Genomic DNA, 18,416 nt, shown 5'->3' with positions numbered 1-18,416 from the left:
CGTCGAGCGCTGGGACCCCGGACCGCCGGCCCGCGCGGTGCTACGCGCCGACGACGCGTTCCCGGGCGTTGCGCTGCGCCGCTGGCTGATCATGACCGCCGACTACCTGCTCGACGTCGTACGAGCACGATCGGGCTCCGGGGACGAGCGCACGGTCACCTTGGGGTTCCGGCCCGCTACCGGACTCGACGTCCGGGCCACGGGAACCGACTGGCGAACGCACTGGGCGCCGCGGCGCGGCGGCACCTCGTTGCACGCCATCCACACGGCGTCCGGTCCGGCTGGGTTGGCGGTGGTGCCCGCCCGCGGACCGTCGGACGATCCGGCCGCCGTCGTCGCGGCAGCCGATTGGACAGCCACCGCCACCGACGTCACGTTCGCCAGCGTCTATTGGCCCGGTGACGAGGGCCGGGTCGCGGCGCTGGAGGTGCTACCGGATGTGGTCCGCGTGCACCGAGCCGACGGCCAGATCGACGATCATCCCCGGGAGGACATGTGAGTATCGAACCGCTGCTGCTGGCCGGGCGCCTCGACCAACTTCGGCGGGAGGCCTCCGGGACACGCGCCCGGCAGTTCCGGCGCCTGCTGGACGAGTGCGAGCGCTACCGCGGCGAGGCTCTGCCGGCTGAACACCCGCGGGCGAGCATCACCTACTTCGGGCCGGCTGCGGCCAACCTCGCGCTGGCCTACCGCCTCACCGGCCAGCGGCATTATCTGGAGGAACTACGCCGCTGGCTGGCGCCGCCGGTGTCGTTCCCGCACTGGGGCAAGGCGCACATGCCCGACCACGATCTCGACGCCGGCTGGCTGTGCCACGGCCTGGCGCTGGCCTACGCGTGGGCCGGTTCGGACCTGCCCGAGGACGAGCGGACGGCGCTGTTCGACAAGCTCGTGCTCCAGGGCACGCGACTGTACGACTTCGCGGTCGAGTCCGAAGGCCAGTGGTGGTCGGCGTCGTACTGGCAGAACCACAACTGGATCTGCTACGCGGGCTTGGCCACGGTCGGCTATGTCCTGGCCGCCGAGCACGCGCCGGCGCAGGCCTGGACCGAGCGGGCCAAGCAGAACTTCGCCACGGTGCTGGACCTGTTGCCCGACGACGGCTCCAACTGCGAGGGCGTGGTCTATTGGCGATACGGCGTGCCGTGGATCGTCAGCTACCTCGACGTGCTGAAGGCCGCCGAAGGTAACGACTGGTTTCCGCGCAGTGCGTACCTGCGCGAGACGTTCTGGTATCGCCTCTACCAGGCGGCGCCGGACCTCGAGCGGATCGTCGACCACGGCGACTGCCACGACCGGCGCAGCGGCCACTCGGTCGCGCTGTACTACAAGCTCGCTGCGGAGTACCGGATCCCGCAGGCGCAGTGGCTGGCCGAGCGCGTGGCCGACCGGTTCTTCTGGCGAGAGGCGTACGAGAGCGGCGTCAAGCCGGGGGTCCGGCCGGAGGCCTACCAGGAACTGCTCTGGTACGACCCGACGGTTCCGGCGACCGGCCTGGACGCGCTGCCGCTGGGCCGGGTCTTCCCCGACCTGGGCCTGGTCACCGGCCGGACGTCCTGGGAGCCGGATGCGTGCCTGGTGTCGTTCAAGGCTGCACCCGGCGGCGGGCACAAGGCGTGGGAGACCTCGCACCGGCTGGCCGACGAGAAGGGGTGGTCGACGCTCAACGCTGGGCACCATCACCCGGACGCGGGCAGTTTCGTGCTCCTGGGGCACGGCTCGTATCTCGCGATCGACGAGGGCTACTCCAACCGCAAGCGCGCGGAGCACCACAACAGCGTGCTCGTCGACGGGCACGGCTTCGTCAACGAAGACCGTTACCACGTCTACAAGGACCTGCTGCGCGAGCACGTCGCCCGGATCCGGACCGCGACCGTCGGCGACGGCTGGGTGTACGCGGTCAGTGAGTCCGCGGCGATGTACGACTCAGACCTGCAGGTCCATCGCCTGGACCGGCATCTGGTCATGTCGCCGCGCGGCACGCTCGTCCTGATCGACGACCTGGCCGCCGGCGTGCCGCGGCGATGGACCTGGTTGCTGCAGACCGACAACCCCGCCGAGTCCACCGGGACCGGGCGATGGGAGGCCGCCGCCGGCTCGGGCCGGCTGCGGATCACCGCACTGGAACCGGCAGACCTCGATGCCGAGGTGGTCGCCACGCCCATCCATGCCAACCCGACGTCGAGCACGCCGAGCCTGGTCATCGAGAAGGTCCAGCACACGCTGCGGCGGCATTGCGGCCCGGTCGAGCAAGCTCGGTTCGTCACCGTGTGTGAGCCGTTGGCCTGGGACGACGTCGAGCCTTCGACGGTGGACGTGCGGTCAGAGGGTCGGTGCCTGGTCGTCGAGGTCGAGCGGGGCGGCGACGTGGAGACGGTGGCGATCGAGCTCGACGGCAAGGATCCCTCCGGTGCGCTCGGCGACGACGCCGACATCGCCGGTGAGGGGTTCGCGGCCCGCTCGGAGTCGCGGACGTGACGTCGATGGCGGGCGCGGACGGCGCGAGCCGGACCCGGTGGGAGCACCGGGTCCTCGCCGTGCTCGCCTATCCCGCCAACCTGGCGCTGGCCGGCGTGGCGGCATTCCTGCTGACGGTGCCGATCGTGACCTGGCTACCGGCCTGGGTGGCTGCCGGGCGGGCGCTGCATCGCTGGCTCACCGAGGGCGACGATCGCGTGTTCACCACGACTTTGCGTGAGTTCGCTGCGACGTGGCGCCGGACCGTGCCGGCCGGGCTGGTGGCGACGGTGGTCGCCGCCATGTTCGTCGTGAACCTGATCTTTCTCGGTAGTCGCGATACACCGGTGGCGTTCTTGCTGGCCATGGCGATGCTGCCGGTGGGGGTGGCGGGCCTCGTCGTGGCCGTGATGCTGCCGGTCGCCGCGGCGGGCCGACCCGAGGCGGCGATGCGGGAGTGGCTGACCGACGCGGTCACGCTGGCGGTGACCCGGCCCCTCGCCTCGGTCGTGCTGGTGGTGCTGGTGGTGGCGTTCGGGCTGACGTGTGTGCTGCTGCCGACGATCATTCCGTTCTTCGGGTTGTCGGTGCCGGTCTGGCTCGGCCTCGCGGCCGCCGGTGTCGGTCGCGGTCGCGAGGCCGGCTGAGCCAGGAGGTCACTCGTGCGTCACGGTGACGTCGTAGACCACCACTTCACCGAAGTTGCTCGAGTCGCACGGCTGCGAGTTGCCGCAGTTCGCTTGGGTGTACGCCCCGGCCTTGAAGTAGGCGCCGTCGAAGTCCTTCTCGATCGTGGTCTGGTACTCGCCGTTGTAGTACGCCCGGACCGCGCCGTCGCTCACCACGAACTTCGCCTCGAATCTGGTGCCGAGTTCGTACTCGTCGGTGATCAGGTGGTAGGTGCTGGTGTTGCCGTCGGTGACGTACAAGCTGGTGCCTTGCAGCCGGAACACGGTCACGTCGTCGTCGGAGTCGTGGATCTGGCCGGCCACCACGTGCGGCTTGTCGTTGGGCAGGTGCGTGATCGCCTGGTCGATGACCATCGTGTGTGTTCCCGAGGTGGACGACCAGCCCGCCAGCTCCGACCCGCCGTCGGTCATCTCGCGCAGCTCGGACCGGGAGTACGAAGAGTTGGGCGTGGTGACACCGTCGACCGAGTTGCGGAACCGCACACCGTCGCAGTCCGGCAGCGGCACGAACCACGGCTCGGCGGTGTAGCCGTCCAGCTCGGGTTGAGTGATCTCCAGCGGCTGTTGGCCGTCCTCGTCCGGATCGTCGACCGGGAGCGTGAGCTTCCAGTCCGTCAGGTCCAGGATGTCCGACGGGGCGTCGCAGGCCGGGTCACCGCCAGGCTCGCCTTCGGTGACGACGTCCGCGTCGTCGTCGATGCGGACCTGTTCGCCGGTGTTGCCGCGCACGATGTTGTCGTCGAGGACGATGCCGCTGCCGGCGTCGATCCGTACGCCGTTGGAGTTCGCCGCGACGACGTTGCCGTCGATGAGCACGTCGGTCGGGATACCGGCGCCGTGACCGTCGTCGCCGGGGTCGTCGGTCAGGCGGATACCCCAGAAGCCGTCGGCGCGGTTACCGGTGATCGTGTTGGCCCGCACCACGGTCCTCGGGGCATGGCGCACCTCGATGCCCACCCTGGCCGGCGATCGATGCCCGCGGACGACCACGTTGTTCTCGATCAACGTCTCCGGCGAGCCGATGTGGACCAGCACGCCCTCGCGGTTGCCCTGCAGCACGTTGCCGTGGATCCAGTTGCCCGGGCCGGAAGCGTCGTGCTGCGTCGCCGTCCCGCCGGTGTTGCCCAGGGCGATACCCGCCGCGCGGCTGCTGATGACCGTGTTTCCACGGACCTCGTTGAGGTATTCGTCCTCGCCGTGCAGATCGATCGCATCGAGCACGGTCCCGGTGATCCGGTTGCCCACGACGAGGTTGTTGTGGGTGTAGTACTGCAACAGGATCGCGTGGCGCAGGTACGGGCCCTCGAAGGTGTTGTCGCGCACGACGTTGTGCCGCGAGTCGTCCGGGTAGGCGTACCTGTCCTCCAGCGGCGTGCCCTGGATGGTCACGCCGTAACCGGCGCCACCGCCGCCGACGCTGGTGGCGTCGCGGAACGTGGAGCCGCGGACCTCGACGTCGCGGCTCTTCTCGATCCGTACGCCCATGCGTTGATAACGCTCGACGGTGACCGCGTCGATCACGACCCGCAGGCTCGGACGCACGCCGAGATTGGACACGAAGATGCCGTAGGCCGGACCGCCGCCCGCGTCCGCGCTGGGATCGTCGGAGAACTCGCCGTCGAACGTGGATGTGACGGTGAGATCGGCGACCACCACGTCGGTGATGCCCATCCCGCGCAGGACCTTCCCCGACGGCGTCTGCGGCGTGAGGGCCGAGCGCAGGATGGTCTCGTCGGCACCCGCGCCGCGCAGGTGGATGCCCGAGCGCAAGGCGATGTTGGTGGTGGGGTCGGCCGGGACGGTGGTGTCCAGGTCGTAGACGCCCGGTGGCAGGTACACCTCGTCACCTGGCTCGGCCGCGGCCACGGCCGCGCGGATGGCCGCGGCGTCGTCCCCGGTGCCATCGGCCGGGTCGGCACCATGGTCGAGCACGTTGACCGTCTGCCCGGTCGCCGGCGCCGGCGGGGTGAGTGCGTACGGCTCGCCGTCCGGCTCGACCAGCCCGGGTGTCGTCCATGGTTCGGCGTCGGGGTCGGGTTCGGGCAAGCTGGACGCCAATTCCTCGACGACGGCGCCGTCCGGATTCGGCGGGTAGACGCGTACGTCGTTGATGGAGTTCCAGCCGTTGCCGGAGCTGTTGCCGTGGCCGAGATAGCGCAGGTAGCGCGTCTGGAGGCCGGACTCCGGCGGCACCCCGAGCTCCACCGCCTCCAGGTCGACGGTCTCGCCGCCGCTGCTCGCCGCGGCGACCACGGTCGTCCAGGTCGCGCCGTCGTCGGAGACCTGGAGGTCGAACTGCGAGGTCCGGCGATCGCCCTGGTGCCAGGCCAGCCCGAGATAGCCCACCTGGCGGATTTCGCCCAGGTCCCACCGGATCCACTCCGGGCCCGCCGGATCTGTTGTCTGCGCGGACCAGCGGGTCGTGAGGTCGCCGTCGATCGTGCTCTCCGGCAGGTTGCCGTCGCTGCTCGACGCCGTCACCTCGACCACGGTGATGGCTTCGGGCGGTTCTGCGGCCGCCGCCGGTGCGGTGAAGGCCGCGGGGACGATGAGCGCTGCGAGGCCGGTCGCCAGGAGACGCACTCGGCGAGGTCGCCGTTCATGTTTGCGCATGGCGGTCATGTACATGAACAGTGCTGGATCCGCGGAATCTTGTCAATCCCTGCGAGGGAGGCTGAGCTGGTCGCGGGCGGTGCGCTCCGTCAGGCCCCAGGCGACAGCAACCGTTCGTTGGCCTGGCCGAGCGCGTCGATGATGCGCTGCTCGATCCGCGTGTCCAGGCGCAGAACCGGAGCCGACACGCTGACGGCGTCGACCGGTGGATGGCTCGTCCGCAGGCTCACCGCGAAGCAGCGGATGCCTTCGCTGCTCTCTTCTCGATCCACGGCGTAGCCGGCGGCACGGATGCGGTCGAGTTCGGCGAGCAGGCCGTCGCGACGGTCGATGGTGTTGGGTGTCAGCGTGGCCAGCTTGGCGGGCAGCAGGTCGGCCACCTCGGCGTCATCGCGAGCAGCAAGCAACGCCTTGCCGAGCGCGGTGGCGTGTGCGGGCAGCCGGCGCCCGATCGCCGAGTACAGCCGCAGCGGATGGCGCGACTCGCGCTTGGCCAGGTAGACGACGTCGGTGCCGTCCAGGCGACCCAGATGGGCGGTCTCGTCGACCTGGGAGTTCAGCCAGTCCAGCAGCGGTTGCGTCCGGGCGACGGCATCGTCGCGCTCCACGTACGACGCGCCGACCAGCAGCGAGCGCACCCCCAGCCCGAACAGCAGGCCCGACTCGTCGGTTTCGACCCAGCCCCGGCGCACCATCGTGCGCAGGATGCCGTGCAGACTGCTCTTGGGTATCGACAGTCGTCTGGCCAGGTCGCCAAGGCCGATCCGCTCCGGGGAGTCGGCCAGGACCTCGAGAATCTCGAGTGTCCGGTCGGCGGACTTGACCGGCTGGAACTGCACTTCTGCCACCGATCCATCGTACGGTGCAGCGTTCGTATAGGTGGAAGGCGTTCGGCCGGCGGTACGGCGCCGCGGTCCGCGGGGTCACGACGTGAGCCGGCCGGCAACCCACCTGGGCTGCCGGCCGGCTCGATGGTTGCGTTGATCAGCTCGTCAGTTTCCGGGCCTGCCGTCGCTGACGATGTTCACCCTGGCCGTGGCCGGATCGCCGACCTCGTAGCCGTCGCCGGGCTCGATGGTGATCTCGACGTACCGCTCCTTCGGGCTGGGCCCGCGCCGGTCGATCACGCCGACCACCTCGGTCGCCGTCGTCTCACCGGCGGCGAAGGTGACCTCGCCGTCGAGCGGTTCGTAGTCGCGACCGGGCCGGGTGTAACGGCCGTCGGTGACCGAGTACGACACCGTGACCTCACCGGCCGCAGCGTCGGCCGGCCGGGTGAAGGTGAACACGCCGTCGGTGCCCGGCTCCGCCGCGTCGGTGGTGCCCTCGACCGTCACCGCCGGCGTGACCGGCTCCTGCGCCTCCACCGTCACGTCGGCCGACGCGGTGACCGGCTGCGCGCCGGGGTTGTCGGTGACGTGCACGGCGGAGTTGGTGAGCACCTGCCCGTCGGCGACATCGGCGTCGACGGTGACGTCGTAGGTGATCTCCACCGGGTCGAGGCTGGGGCCGGCATACGTCGCGCAGACGACCGTGCCGTCGGAGATGACGCCGTCGGCGCTGCCGTTGTCGACCAGCGTGGTCGCGGAGGTCCCGTCGGAGTTCTCCGTCCCGATGGTCAACGGTCCGTCCAGCGGTCCGGTGACGTTGTCGTAGGCGAACACGATGTCGTTGCTGCCGGCCAGGACGAAGGCCTCGACGTCGTAGGTGCCCTGTTCGCCGTCCGGGTCGCTGGACAGGCGGACGTTGTCGTACTCCACGATCGCCAGGTCGCCGGCGGTGGCCAGCGAGACTCCGGTGTTCGTGGCGGCGTCGTAGGTGATGTTCATGTCCTGCCAGAGCATCGCGGCGACGTTGTTCGGCTTCGCGGGGTCCGGCAGCGACTGCGGCAGGCCCGGCTGGCCGCCGTAGTTCGCGGGGACGTCGTACATGAGGAAGCCGTCGTCGCTGAAGCCCAAGCCGTCGTACAGGTCACCGTAGAACCCGAACGCCGTGCCCGCGAACGCGGTGTAGGCCACGCCGTCACCGGTGACCCCCGGGTTGGCCGGGATGCCGAACTCTTCCAGGTTCGTGTACTCGGCGGTCCCGGTGAACGGGTTGACACAGGCGGAGTCGTCCGCGCTGGTCGTGATCTCGTAGTCGCCCTGGATGCCGACGGCTGTGGGCATCGTGCCCTCCCACTCGAGCACGCCGTCGGCGACCGTGGCCCCACCAGTGGCCGAACCCTCGACGTAGGTCATGCCGTCGGGGATCGTGTCGGTGATGGAGTACGACAGGTCGACCGGGGTGACGTTGGGCTGCACGGTGATCGTGTAGCTGACCGTGTCGCCCGGGCCGGCCGTGTCGACCGACGCGGTCTTGGTGACGTCGTCGGCATGGCGTTTCACCGTCACCGGCACGGTGCCGATGTCGCCCGGCGAGTCCGGGCTCGACCCCAGGGTGATCGCGCCGTACCACGTCTGGCCAGGCTCCAGGTCGGGCTCGTCGTAGTGAGCGCGGATGGTGAACGGTTCGCCTTCGGGCTGCTGCTGCGGGCCCTCGACACTGAGGTTTCCGGCGTCTCCGGCCACGACGGCGGTGCCGAGCGTGACCACGTCGGTGCCGCCCGGTTCGGAGGCCTCCCAGTTCTGCACCAGCACCCACCAGGTACCGGCTTCGGGATCGGTGACGTCACAGAACTCGTTCGAACCAGGGGTCGTGCTGGAGCAGACCACGGCTGCTGGGCTCGGTTCGGAGCCGGTGCCCACGAACAGGTCCATGTCGTTGGCCGTGGAGTCGGTGAGCGAGACCACCAACCGCGAGGCGTCCTCGGGCACCTCGATCACCGCGGTGTGGCTGCCGTTGCCGTCGAAGGGGTCGGAGTTCGTCGAGTCCTCGTCGATGGACAGCTCCTCTTCGGCCGCAGGCACCAGACCGGCGACCGACGTCGTCAGGTCGGTGATCTCGATGGCCTCCATCGGCACCGACTCCTGGGAGCCGGCATCGCGGCGGGTGTCGATGACGATGTTGCCGGGCAGGACGCCGGTGGAGGGCAGCACCGCGAGCGGCAAGTGCGCCTCCGGCGCCGTCGAACCATCCGGCGGCGTCAGCACGACGTTGCCGAACTGGTATGCCTCGGTGCTCGCGTCCGCGACGTCGGCGGTGATGGTCAGCTCGACGTCCTCGCCCTCGGCGATGGTGAACGTCGAGGGCTCCACCGAGACGGTGACGCCGTCGGTGAGGTTCTCAGCAGTCACCGTCCACGTGCCTTCCCCGGTCGACGTGCCGGTGACGGTACGGGTGAACGTGCAGGCCTGCAGGCACTGGCTGTTCGCCATGCTGGGGATGTTCAGCGCCTTGACGTCTCCGCCCTGGGCCGGGTCGGCCGCGATGTAGTCGGCGTAGGTCTCGTCCATGACCAGACCGGCCTGCGCAGCGACGTTCAGGTCGACCCGGCCGGAACCCATGTCGAACCAGTCCGCCGGGGTGCCGTCGTTGTCGGTGACGTCGGTGTGCGACGTCATCATCAGCGCGGACTGCGCCTCGGCCGGCGACCACGTGTCGCCGTGGATCGCCTTGATCAGGGCGAATGAGCCAGCGATGTGCGGGCTGGCCATCGACGTGCCGGAAATGAACTGCCAGACGGTCTCGTTGTCGGCGCCAGCGGCGGCGAGGATGTCCACACCCGGGGCGGTGATGCTGGGCGAGAGGACGTCGACGGCGCGGTTGGGGCCGCGGCTGGAGAAGGCGGCCATGATGTCGGCGACATCGTCGGAGATCACCTCGAGGCCGCCGGACAGGCTCGCCTGCTCGCCGGTGACCTCGGCCATCCACTCCTTCAGTGCGACGCCGTCGTCGTAGGTGATGTGCGCCGCGGGCAGCAAGTGTGCGTCGGCGTTGAGGGAGTCGCCGCTGGCCTGATCGTTCGCGAGGATCATGCCGGCCGCGCCGAGCGCCGCCACGACGCCGCCCTTCTCGACCCGGCCCGTCTCGCCGCGGTCACAGACCACGATCTGCCCGGTCAGGTCGAGGCCGGCCATCTCGTCGGCGATGCACAGCGGGCTGCCCAGATCGCCGGCGTAGACCAGCGGGTGGGTGCCGTCGGTGGGCGAGCTGAAACCGAGACCCTGGATCGCGGGCATCGTCTCGCCGCCATCGGCGCTGATGTCCTGGACCTCGGCCTGCCACTGCCGGTTGTGCTGCGAGGCGCCGACCGAGGTGATCCACGGAATGTCGGCGGGGGAGCCCACGGTGTGAGCGCCGGGGCCTTCGTTGCCGGCCGACGTGGCGACGTAGATGCCGGCGGCGCGGGCGTTGAGGAAGCCGATGGAGTCGACGTCCGCCCACGGCGCCGAGGCGGCGTCGCTGCCGATCGAGTAGTTGATGACGTCGACCTCGTCGGCGATCGCCTGGTCGATGGCGGCGGTGATCGCGGCCATCGAGCAGCCGGAGGTGGTGCACACGTCGTAGGCGATGATGTTCGCGTGCGGCGCGACACCCTTGATGTTGCGGGTGGCGCTGAACTCGTGGTCGGTGCCGGGCGCGCTGTAGGTGGTGGCGTCGACCTGGTTGCCCGCGCTGGTGCTCGCCGTGTGCGACCCGTGACCGTTGTCGTCGTACGGGCTGGTCGGCTCGCCGACGGTGAAGCCCCACGCGCCGATCAGCTTGTCGTTGCAGCCGAAGTCGGGCACGTAGATGTCGGTGTTGGCCGGATCGCAGACCCCGACGTAGTTACCGGAGCCCAGCGGGTTGGTGTGGTCGTAGCCGTCGCCGCCGTCGGCCTCGGGGACCGAGTCGGCGAAGGACGGGTTGGCCGGGTTGATGCCGCTGTCGAGGATGCCGACGACGACGCCTTCGCCCTTCGTGGCGCTCTGCTCGCCACCGGGTGTGCCCGAGCCGTCCCAGAGGGCGGGCGCGCCGATCCACTCCGGTCCGTGGTCGGTCTGGAGTTCGCGCTGCTCGTCGACCTGGACGGCGACGACGCCGGGTAGGTCGGCCACGGCGCGCGCTTCGTCGCGGGTCAGCGTCACCGCGATGCCGTTGATGGCGTTGGTGTAGGTGTGCACGACCTCGGGGGAGCGGCCGGTCTCGTCGCTGATCGCTGCGACCAGGTCGGCCTGGGCCGCTTCGAGGTGGTCGCGGTAGGTGCGCACGGCCGCGGTGTCGGCATCAAGACGATTGGTCCCGCGGGCCTCGGGCGAGGTGGCCGGGATGTCGTCGACGCCGCCCTCGTACGCCGGCACGGCCGGGTCGGCGAGCTGGACGATGTACAGCTCGGGTTCGTCGGCGGCGCTGCCGAGGGTCATGACCGGTGTCTTGTCGGCACCGTGGGAGGTGACGTCGGTGACTTCGACGGGGGTGTCCGGATTCGGCGGATCCGGGTCGGCTGGTGCGGCGCCGGCGCCTTGGATCAAGCCCAAGGTGAGCGCCGCCACGGCGGACAGGGTCAGGGTTCGACGCATGATCGTGGCTCCTTACTGGTCGACCCACAGGGTGTCGAGGGGTGTTCGACCTGGGGTCAGATCACCGGTGCCGGCAGGGTGCCGACATGACCGGCCGCGAGCGGCGTGGTTGCCGGATGCGGTGAGAAACACACCGGAGGGATCCGCCGGAGAATGCCCGTGACGACGCGGCATCGAGTGCAACACGGGCCTCCTTGGTACCAGGACCTGGCAGGTGAGCCCGCGCCTGCGCGGAGCCGCCCCCCGGGCTTTCCGGCGAAAGTAACGAAGCATGTCACCACTGTCAATGGTGACAGTAGGCTGATTTGTATGGACACCGCCGCGAATGTCGCCGGCCTGGTCGATCTCGGGCTGACCCGGTACGAGGCGCGCGCCTACCTGGCTCTCATCGGCCGCCAGGACGCCACGCCGGCCGAGATCGCGCGGAGCACGCCGATCCCGCGCCAGCGGGTCTACGACGTGCTGGCCTCACTGGCCGAGCGCGGTGTCGTCGTCCACGTGCCTGGTCAGACATTGCGTTACCGGGCCCAGCCGCCCGACCGGGTCGCCGAGCGGTTGATCGCCATCCGGCGCCGGGAGCTCGACCGCGTGGCCGACACCGCGACGGTGATCGCGGGCGAACTGCTCCCGCAGTACCGCAGCGGCCTCGCGCACGCCGAACACACCGACTACGTGGAGGTGCTGCGCGACGCCGAGCATGCCGTGCAACGCGTGGAACAGCTGTGGGCCGAGGCGCGCCGCGAGGTCGTCTCGCTGGTCCGCTCGCCGTACCTGGCGCTACCGGTGCCCGAGGAGGCCACCGTGCCCGAGGTCGTCGAGCGGGCGATCTACGAGCGCTCGATGCTCGACGACGAACGGACCTCGGAGCTGGTGCACACGTTCGCGGCGCTGGGTGAGCAGGTGCGGGTCGCGGAGAACCTGCCGTTGAAGCTCACCATCGTCGACGAGCGGTCGGTCGCGTTCAATCTGCCTCATGCCGCCGACGCCGACAGTTCGGCCACCACGCTGGTGGTGCACAATCAGGCGCTGGCGGCGACGTTGAAGGTCGCGTTCGAGGTGCTGTGGACACAGGCGACGCCGTTGGACGACGTCCGGTGAGCGGCGCGGCGACAGCGGCGAGGGCAGTTCACAAGCCGAGGCGCGGGGCCTCGATGGCCGGACAGGTGTCCATGACGACGTCGAGTCCGGCGGCTTTCGCGCGTTCGGCGGCGGCCTCGTCGATCACGCCGAGCTGCAGCCAGACGGCGCTGATACCCAGCCGCTCGCGCTGCGCGATGGCTTCGTCGACGACGTCGCCGACCCGGCTGCTGTTCACGAAGCAGTCGACCACGTCGACGGGCGCCGGAGCGTCGGCCAGGCTCCGGTAGCCCGTCGCACCCAGAGTGTCTTCGCCGCGCGGGTGGATGGGCACGATCTGCATCCCAAGCCGGTCGCGGATGAACTGCGCGACGCCGTGGGCGGTCCGAGCGGTATTGGCCGACAGGCCCACGATCGCCCAGGTGGCAGGCGTGGTGAGCAGGCGCCGGATCACCTCGGGATCGTTCACGTGCTTCCCGGGCACCGGCGGCATGGAGGGCGTGGACGTCATGAACCGCACTCTCGCACACTCGGTGATCAACAGCGATCGCTACTGCTCTGGCGACAGCAGCTCCCGGTCGGTCCCCGGACGGTACGACGCGAACCAGTCGCGCAGCAGCTCGACGCGTTCGCGGTTGGCCTCGTCACCGACGATGACCGGCTCCTCGTTGTAGGCCATGGTGTCCGAGCGGCGGCGCAGCTTGATGTAGAGCCCGGAAGCCTCGATGGCGTAGCGCTCCATGTCGTCCTGCAACGCTCCCACCACGGTGATGTTGTGGTCGGTGCCGATGCGTTCGAACAGCGCGACGGCCTCGCGGCGGTGCTGCTTGCCCAGGTTGCGCCCCAGCTCGTCGAGGATCAGCAGCATCGGCCGGTCGCTGCCGCGCGCCAATGCCGCAGCGCACACCAGCTTGACCGCTTTTTCGTCCATCTGCGCGGTGTTCGTCCGCAAGGTGTAGGACGACATCCGCTGGCCCTCGGCGCGGCGCCACTTGGGGCTGACCGTCCAGCGCCACGGCTTGTCCGGCTCCGACGGCGGTTCCGGTTCGGGGAAGTCCAGACCCGCGCCGTATCCGCCGTAGTCCTGGTCCAACCGGTCGAACTCGGCGGCGACCTTGGTGAGCATGGCTTTGATGCCGGCGGCGAGGGTGGAGCGGTGCGCCCGGGCGGTCTGCTCGGCCTCGGCCAGGCCGAGGCGCGCGGCGGCCAGGTCGTTGCTGCGGCGGGTGCGCTGCTCGGTGATCTGGCGGAGCTGATGGTGGTCGTGCTCGGCGGTGTCGTCGAGGTGTGAACGCAGCGCCCGTTGCAGCGGCTGCACGATACCGACCCGGGTGTCCAGGCTGGCATTGTGCCAGTTCTGGGTGACCAACAGCTCGCGCAGCTCAGCGGTCATCTCGTTGGCGGGGGTGCTCGGCGGGAAGCAGCGGATGGCCACCTCGTTCGTCAGGCTGCAGGCATGGTCGTTCCACTGCGCCAAGGTCCAGCCGGCCTGGTCGTCCAGCTCGGCCAGGTGGCGCTCAGCAGCCTCGGGGGAGTCGCCCCAGGCCTTCTCGCGGTCGAGCAGGTGCAACGCGTCGCGCGCCTCGGTGAGCCGGAACACCTCGGCCTCGCGTTCGGCGAGGGATTGCTCCAGCCGCTTGCGGGTGCCGCGGAAGCTCGCGATGCGCTCGTCGCGCGAATCTCGTACTCCGAGCTCACGCGCGTAGGCCTCCTCGGCTTCGGCCAGTTGTGGCGCCAGCGCGTCGCGGCGTTCCTGGCGTTCGTCGTTGGCCGCGCGCAACTCGGCGATCTCGTGCTGCACGGCTTCGGCGGCCGCTGCGGCTGCGGCCGCGCGGGTGCGTGCCTCGGCCGCGTCGAGCTTGGCGCGGGCTGCCTCGACGGCAGAGGCGGCCTCGGCGACGGCGTCGGCTGCGACGCGCAGCTCGTCCTCGGCCGTGGCCACTCGTGCCGCACGGCCGGTGAACGGCTCGGCGAAGCCGCCGACGACGATGACGCCGGCCTGGGTGTCGACGTCGGAGGCAGCACCGGCCCGCGCGGCGATCGCGTCGAGGAACCCCGAGACGTCGAACCGGCCGGACTCCGCGTCCGCGGCGTCGGCGATGACGAGCACCGACCCGGGGAGATCCGCCAACGCCGTGCGGGCACGGTCGACGTCGGCACGGGTCACGACGGTCGCGTCGCGGTACGGGATCAACCGCGGCTCCCACGTAACGCGTTCGGCTTCGTCGACCTGCACGACGTCCACCAACGCCGCAGCGGGGATCTGCGCGGCACGCAGCCGCTGCAGCTGGGCAGCAGCCACGTCGTCGCCGTCTGCTGCCGCCTCGGCCCGCCGACGAGCAGCGGCCTCTGCGGCCCGGGCCACACCGTGAGCGGCGATCGCCTGCTCCAGCGCCGTCCTGGCCGCGGCCTCCTCGGCCCGTGCGGTCTCCGCGTCGCGTCCGTCGGCGGACCTGGCCTGCTCGGTGAGTTCCCGGGCCCGGGCCACCAGCCGTTCGAGGTTCTGCGTGGTGGCCTGGTGACTCGCGTCGAGTTCGCGATCGCGGGCCAGTAGCTCCTGGCGCTGCTGGCGCGCCGCGTCGAAGCGGCGGATGGCGCCGTCGTCGTCGGTGAGGGTGGCGAGCTTGTCGTCGACGGCATTGATCTCCGCGCGCAACTCGGCGATGGACTCGTCGAGGGTGTTGAGTTGTGAGCGCAGGTGGCCGGCTTCCTCGATGCCGTCGAGCAGGTGCCGTGCGCACCGGGCTCGCCAGGCGTCGCGTGCGGCGTCGAGCAACTCGCGTGCCTTGACCCGCCGGGCGATGCCGGCCTCCACCACGGCCATCTCACGATCCCACTCCGCGAGGTCGCGCTCGGCATCGAGCACTGTCGTGCGGTGGGTGTGCTCGGCCGAGCGCAGCACCTGCTCATGGTCGAGCTCGCGGTCGAGACCGGTCAGCGTCGCGATCGCGTCGAAGATGCGGTGCGGAGCGAGATCGTTGAGCGGCTGCGCCAGCAGGTTGGCCGTCGGGCTGGAACGCACCGACGTCGACAGGAACGACACACAGCGCGCATGCCGGCCGAACAGCACTTTGGACAGCTGGTTGGCGTGGAAGTCGGTGCGACCGTTGCTGCGCGGCAGCGCTCGCCACAGCTCGTCGGCCCGCCCCGCACGTTCCTGCTCGGTCGAGCCGTACGGCAGGTGCAACCCGTCGTGCCAGCGCAGGTCGAGGTAGGGCGCCTTGCGATTGATGCGCAGCCACACGGTGACGCACTGACCGGCCACGTCGCTGGTACTCGCCGCGGCCGGCGGGGCGAACACGCCGATGACGTAGCCGCGGTCGACGTTGGACCACCGGCTCTCCTGCGCCGCCAGCTCCGCGGTGAACAGCAGTTCGGCCGCGCCGGCGGCACCGCTGGCCAGCTTCCACTGTTCATCGGCGTGCAGCAGACTCAGCGCCGCGATGAACGACGACTTGCCGGCGCCGTTGGAGTCCTTGGGGCCCTGACCGGCCACCGTCACCAGCCCCTGCGTGGTCAGCGGGACCGGGTGCGTGGACAGCCGGGAGATGTCGACGACCTGGATACCGACCAGGACGCGTTCGCCGACGACATCGAACGGCCCGTCCGTCGGTACGCCTGAAGAGCGGCGTGCTGTGCTCATTCGTCTCCGTCCATGTCCGGTGGTACCACCTGCCGGGCGCGGATCGCCGCGGCCAGTGGGCTCTCCGGGGCCGCGGCGAGGATCAGCTGGTGCTCCAACCGTTGCCGGGCCGCCGGGGTGAGCCGGTGCAACGCCGGTCCAGGCAGGTAGGCGGTGCCGATGTCGGCCTGGCGCCCGCGTGACGGTGCGGCCTGAACGAGTCCCGCGGCGCGCAACCGGCCCAGCGCGGGGCGGATCTCGCCGCGCGGCAACTGGGAGTACCTGATGAGCTCGTCGGCCGACGTGGGATGCCCGGAAGTCCAGGAGTCACCGCCGAGCAGGCCCTGACTGCGCGGGATCGCGACCGAATGGATCAGCACGAGGACGAGGACGGCGCGGTCGATGCCGGGCAAGGCGTTCCAGCCGTCGGCGGTCAAGCGGGCGGCGACGTCGTCGGTGTATCCGGACGTCCACTGCCCGCCAGCGACCGGCACCAGGGTGCGCCCGACCCGCCCGAGCAGCTGGCGCAGATGCCGGCGCAGGGTCGCATCGCGTAGGGCGGCCAGTTGCGCCTCAGGAACGGGGTCGCGGCTGTGCTCGACGGCGGCGAAGGCGGTGAGGACCTCGTCGCGGTGCCGCTCGCTGAGCTCGGCCAGCACGGGTTCGAACACCGGATGCCGCCCGTCGTCGATACTCGCCGTCATCGCGGCATCGACCGCCACAGCTCGCGCAGGCTGCTCAGCTCGGCTGCGTTCCACATCGCGACCCGCGGGCCGAGACGTACGACGCGCTGGTCCTCGTCGAAGATCAGCCAGCCGGACCCGGCCAGGCGACGCACGGCGCCGAGCAGGGCCGCATGCAGCGCCCGCTCGTCGCGGTTGTCGGTGATGGACCGAAACGCCGTCGCCACGTTGTCGAGCTGGGCTCCCACGCCCGGCCAGACCGGCCCGGACGGTTCGGTCCAGCAGCAGCGCAAGCAGGCCGCGAGCACCCGGGCGGTGTCGCCGCGCTGATCGACATGGGCGCCGGGAAGGCCCAGCTCGTCGAGGACGTCGGGCCTGGCACCGTCGGGCAGGTCGGGCACCAGCCACACCGCGCCCGCGTCGGGCTCCACCAGCCGGCGCACGCCGGCTGGGTAGGCGCTGTCCGGCGAGACCGGTCGGGGCCCGCCCGAGCGCAGCCTCGCCCACCACAGGGCGTCGTCGTCGCTCATCTATTTCTCGGCTTCCGCATCGGCGACGCGCACGAGCGAGCCGTGCGACGTCCAGGAGGGGCTGGCGGTGACGTCGATGCGCAGTCCGTCGCTCCAGACCAGCTCGTAGGGCAGGTCGGGGTGATGGTGCAGCGCGGTCAGGTCGGCCAGAACGCGGCGCGCGGCGGGCCAGTCGCCGGAGTCGTCGAGGACCTCGGTGACCGGCACCGACGTCGTGTCGCCCAAGAGGCGTTCGGCGAGGTCGCGTAGGTGGTCGGCGTCGTCGGCGGGGGCCACGGTGGTTTCCGGCGGCGGTGCGGCGCCGGCCTCGGGCCGCGGCGGGGGCTGGCGAGCACCACCGGTCTGGCGGCCGGATTCGACGGCTTCGGTGAGCTGATGTGGTGAGAACCACGGCGCCGGGGCGTCGAAGACGAACCCGTCGAGAACGCCGGCGAGAGTGTCGGCATCGGAGCCGCGGGCGAAGCTCACCCACGTCTCCACCGGCAGCAATCCGAGTGCGCGGGTGGTGCCCGCCTGCTCGATGAGTCGGCCGGCGGCGGTCTCCACGGCGTCGCCGTAGGCCGCCAGCGCCAGGCGCAACGTGGCACACTCACCGTGCAGTTGTGGCCAGCGCTCGATCACCACGGCGTGGACGTGCTCGGCTTGAGTGATCAGTGACTTGTTGCCCCACAGCAGTTGCGCGTGGTCGCCGAGGGTTTCGGCGGTGCTGCCGGCGGCCAGGATCGCCAGCTCGTTGCCCAGGTGCCGGAAGATGCGGCTCAGCCGGCTGACCGAGGTGCGCCCGACCTCGGCCGTGGCGTCGGGCTCCTGCACGTTGACGTGCTCGAGCGTGAGCAGCTGGTGCAGCTCGGCCTGCCCGCCCTGCTCGGCCATCCGGCGCAGGAACAGCAACATGACGTACGGCGCGAAGGCCGCGCGGTGGAAGCGCTCGTTGGGCCGATCGACGACCTTGCTGATGGCGCCGTACTCGCGCAGCACCTCGAACCGGCGGGTCACCAGTCTCGCGTCGAGCGGGCGGCACGCGGCCACGGCCTGGTCGAGCGTCAGGCCTTCACGGCCGGCGTCGGCAAACGCGTCCAGAATCGCTTCGTCGACGTCGAGCATGCCGGAATCGGCGATCATCGCGCCGGACTCGCGGGCCAGCACGGCGAAGACCTGGCGGTACAACCGGACCACGGCCGCGTCGCCGGCCAGTTGGTCTAGAGTCGGCTCGGTCCCCCCGGTCACCCGCACAGGATGCCATCACCGAGGGGCCCGGTGTCCAACCGGGCCGTGACCCGTCGAGTCGGCGCCAACTACGATGT

The 18,416-nt window shown here is 70.6% G+C and carries 11 protein-coding genes and 1 pseudogene; 4 read left to right on the top strand and 8 right to left on the bottom strand.

Features of this window, described 5'->3' with window-relative positions:
* The 3 genes and pseudogenes from M6444_RS14435 to M6444_RS14425 form a co-directional block, all read left to right on the top strand.
* Positions 1-499 (top strand): annotated as a pseudogene (locus M6444_RS14435) (hypothetical protein); the annotation flags it as partial.
* Positions 496-2,478: a DUF4962 domain-containing protein gene (locus M6444_RS14430; RefSeq protein WP_298328689.1), complete on the top strand. Its 1,983-nt coding sequence runs from the start codon at positions 496-498 to the stop codon at positions 2,476-2,478. The pseudogene M6444_RS14435 and the gene M6444_RS14430, both read left to right, overlap by 4 nt.
* Positions 2,479-2,483: 5 nt before the next feature.
* Complete coding sequence (locus M6444_RS14425; RefSeq protein ID WP_363326378.1) at positions 2,484-3,104, top strand: hypothetical protein; 621 nt, start codon at positions 2,484-2,486, stop codon at positions 3,102-3,104.
* A gap of 9 nt (positions 3,105-3,113) precedes the next feature.
* On the opposite strand, the gene M6444_RS14420 is transcribed toward M6444_RS14425, so the two are convergent.
* The 3 genes from M6444_RS14420 to M6444_RS14410 all read right to left on the bottom strand — a co-directional run bounded on the left by M6444_RS14420 (position 3,114) and on the right by M6444_RS14410 (position 11,200).
* Complete coding sequence (locus tag M6444_RS14420) at positions 3,114-5,729, bottom strand: polysaccharide lyase family 7 protein (RefSeq protein WP_298328684.1); 2,616 nt, start codon at positions 5,727-5,729, stop codon at positions 3,114-3,116.
* A gap of 119 nt (positions 5,730-5,848) precedes the next feature.
* Positions 5,849-6,607 (bottom strand): IclR family transcriptional regulator, encoded by a 759-nt coding sequence (locus tag M6444_RS14415; protein WP_298328680.1) that lies wholly within the window; start codon positions 6,605-6,607, stop codon positions 5,849-5,851.
* A gap of 144 nt (positions 6,608-6,751) precedes the next feature.
* The gene (locus M6444_RS14410) at positions 6,752-11,200 is read right to left on the bottom strand and encodes a S8 family serine peptidase (RefSeq protein ID WP_298328677.1); all 4,449 of its coding nucleotides are present in this window, start codon (positions 11,198-11,200) and stop codon (positions 6,752-6,754) included.
* Between the two features lie 309 nt (positions 11,201-11,509).
* On the opposite strand from M6444_RS14410, the gene M6444_RS14405 reads away from it, so the two are divergent.
* Entirely contained in the window at positions 11,510-12,298 is a 789-nt protein-coding gene (locus M6444_RS14405) for a helix-turn-helix domain-containing protein (RefSeq protein ID WP_298328674.1), read from the top strand.
* Positions 12,299-12,326: 28 nt separating this feature from the next.
* Here M6444_RS14405 and M6444_RS14400 read toward each other — a convergent pair whose 3' ends face one another.
* Genes M6444_RS14400 through M6444_RS14380 form a run of 5 tightly spaced genes read right to left on the bottom strand, consistent with a single transcriptional unit; the run spans position 12,327 to position 18,339 of the window.
* On the bottom strand, positions 12,327-12,788 hold the full coding sequence (locus M6444_RS14400) for a CoA-binding protein (protein ID WP_298328671.1): 462 nt from the start codon (positions 12,786-12,788) through the stop codon (positions 12,327-12,329).
* Positions 12,789-12,827: 39 nt separating this feature from the next.
* Positions 12,828-15,920, bottom strand: coding sequence for a hypothetical protein (locus M6444_RS14395; RefSeq protein ID WP_298328668.1), 3,093 nt, complete (start codon positions 15,918-15,920; stop codon positions 12,828-12,830).
* Complete coding sequence (locus tag M6444_RS14390) at positions 15,917-16,603, bottom strand: hypothetical protein (RefSeq protein WP_298328665.1); 687 nt, start codon at positions 16,601-16,603, stop codon at positions 15,917-15,919. The genes M6444_RS14395 and M6444_RS14390 overlap by 4 nt, the downstream gene beginning before the upstream one ends.
* Positions 16,600-17,112: a hypothetical protein gene (locus M6444_RS14385; RefSeq protein WP_298328662.1), complete on the bottom strand. Its 513-nt coding sequence runs from the start codon at positions 17,110-17,112 to the stop codon at positions 16,600-16,602. The genes M6444_RS14390 and M6444_RS14385 overlap by 4 nt, the downstream gene beginning before the upstream one ends.
* The gene (locus M6444_RS14380; RefSeq protein WP_298328660.1) at positions 17,113-18,339 is read right to left on the bottom strand and encodes a hypothetical protein; all 1,227 of its coding nucleotides are present in this window, start codon (positions 18,337-18,339) and stop codon (positions 17,113-17,115) included.
* Positions 18,340-18,416 lie beyond the last annotated feature (77 nt).

Origin of the sequence: Haloactinopolyspora sp., assembly GCF_027324685.1 — a bacterium.
Classification (GTDB): domain Bacteria; phylum Actinomycetota; class Actinomycetes; order Jiangellales; family Jiangellaceae; genus Haloactinopolyspora.
This window is presented reverse-complemented; position numbering and strand designations above follow the sequence as displayed.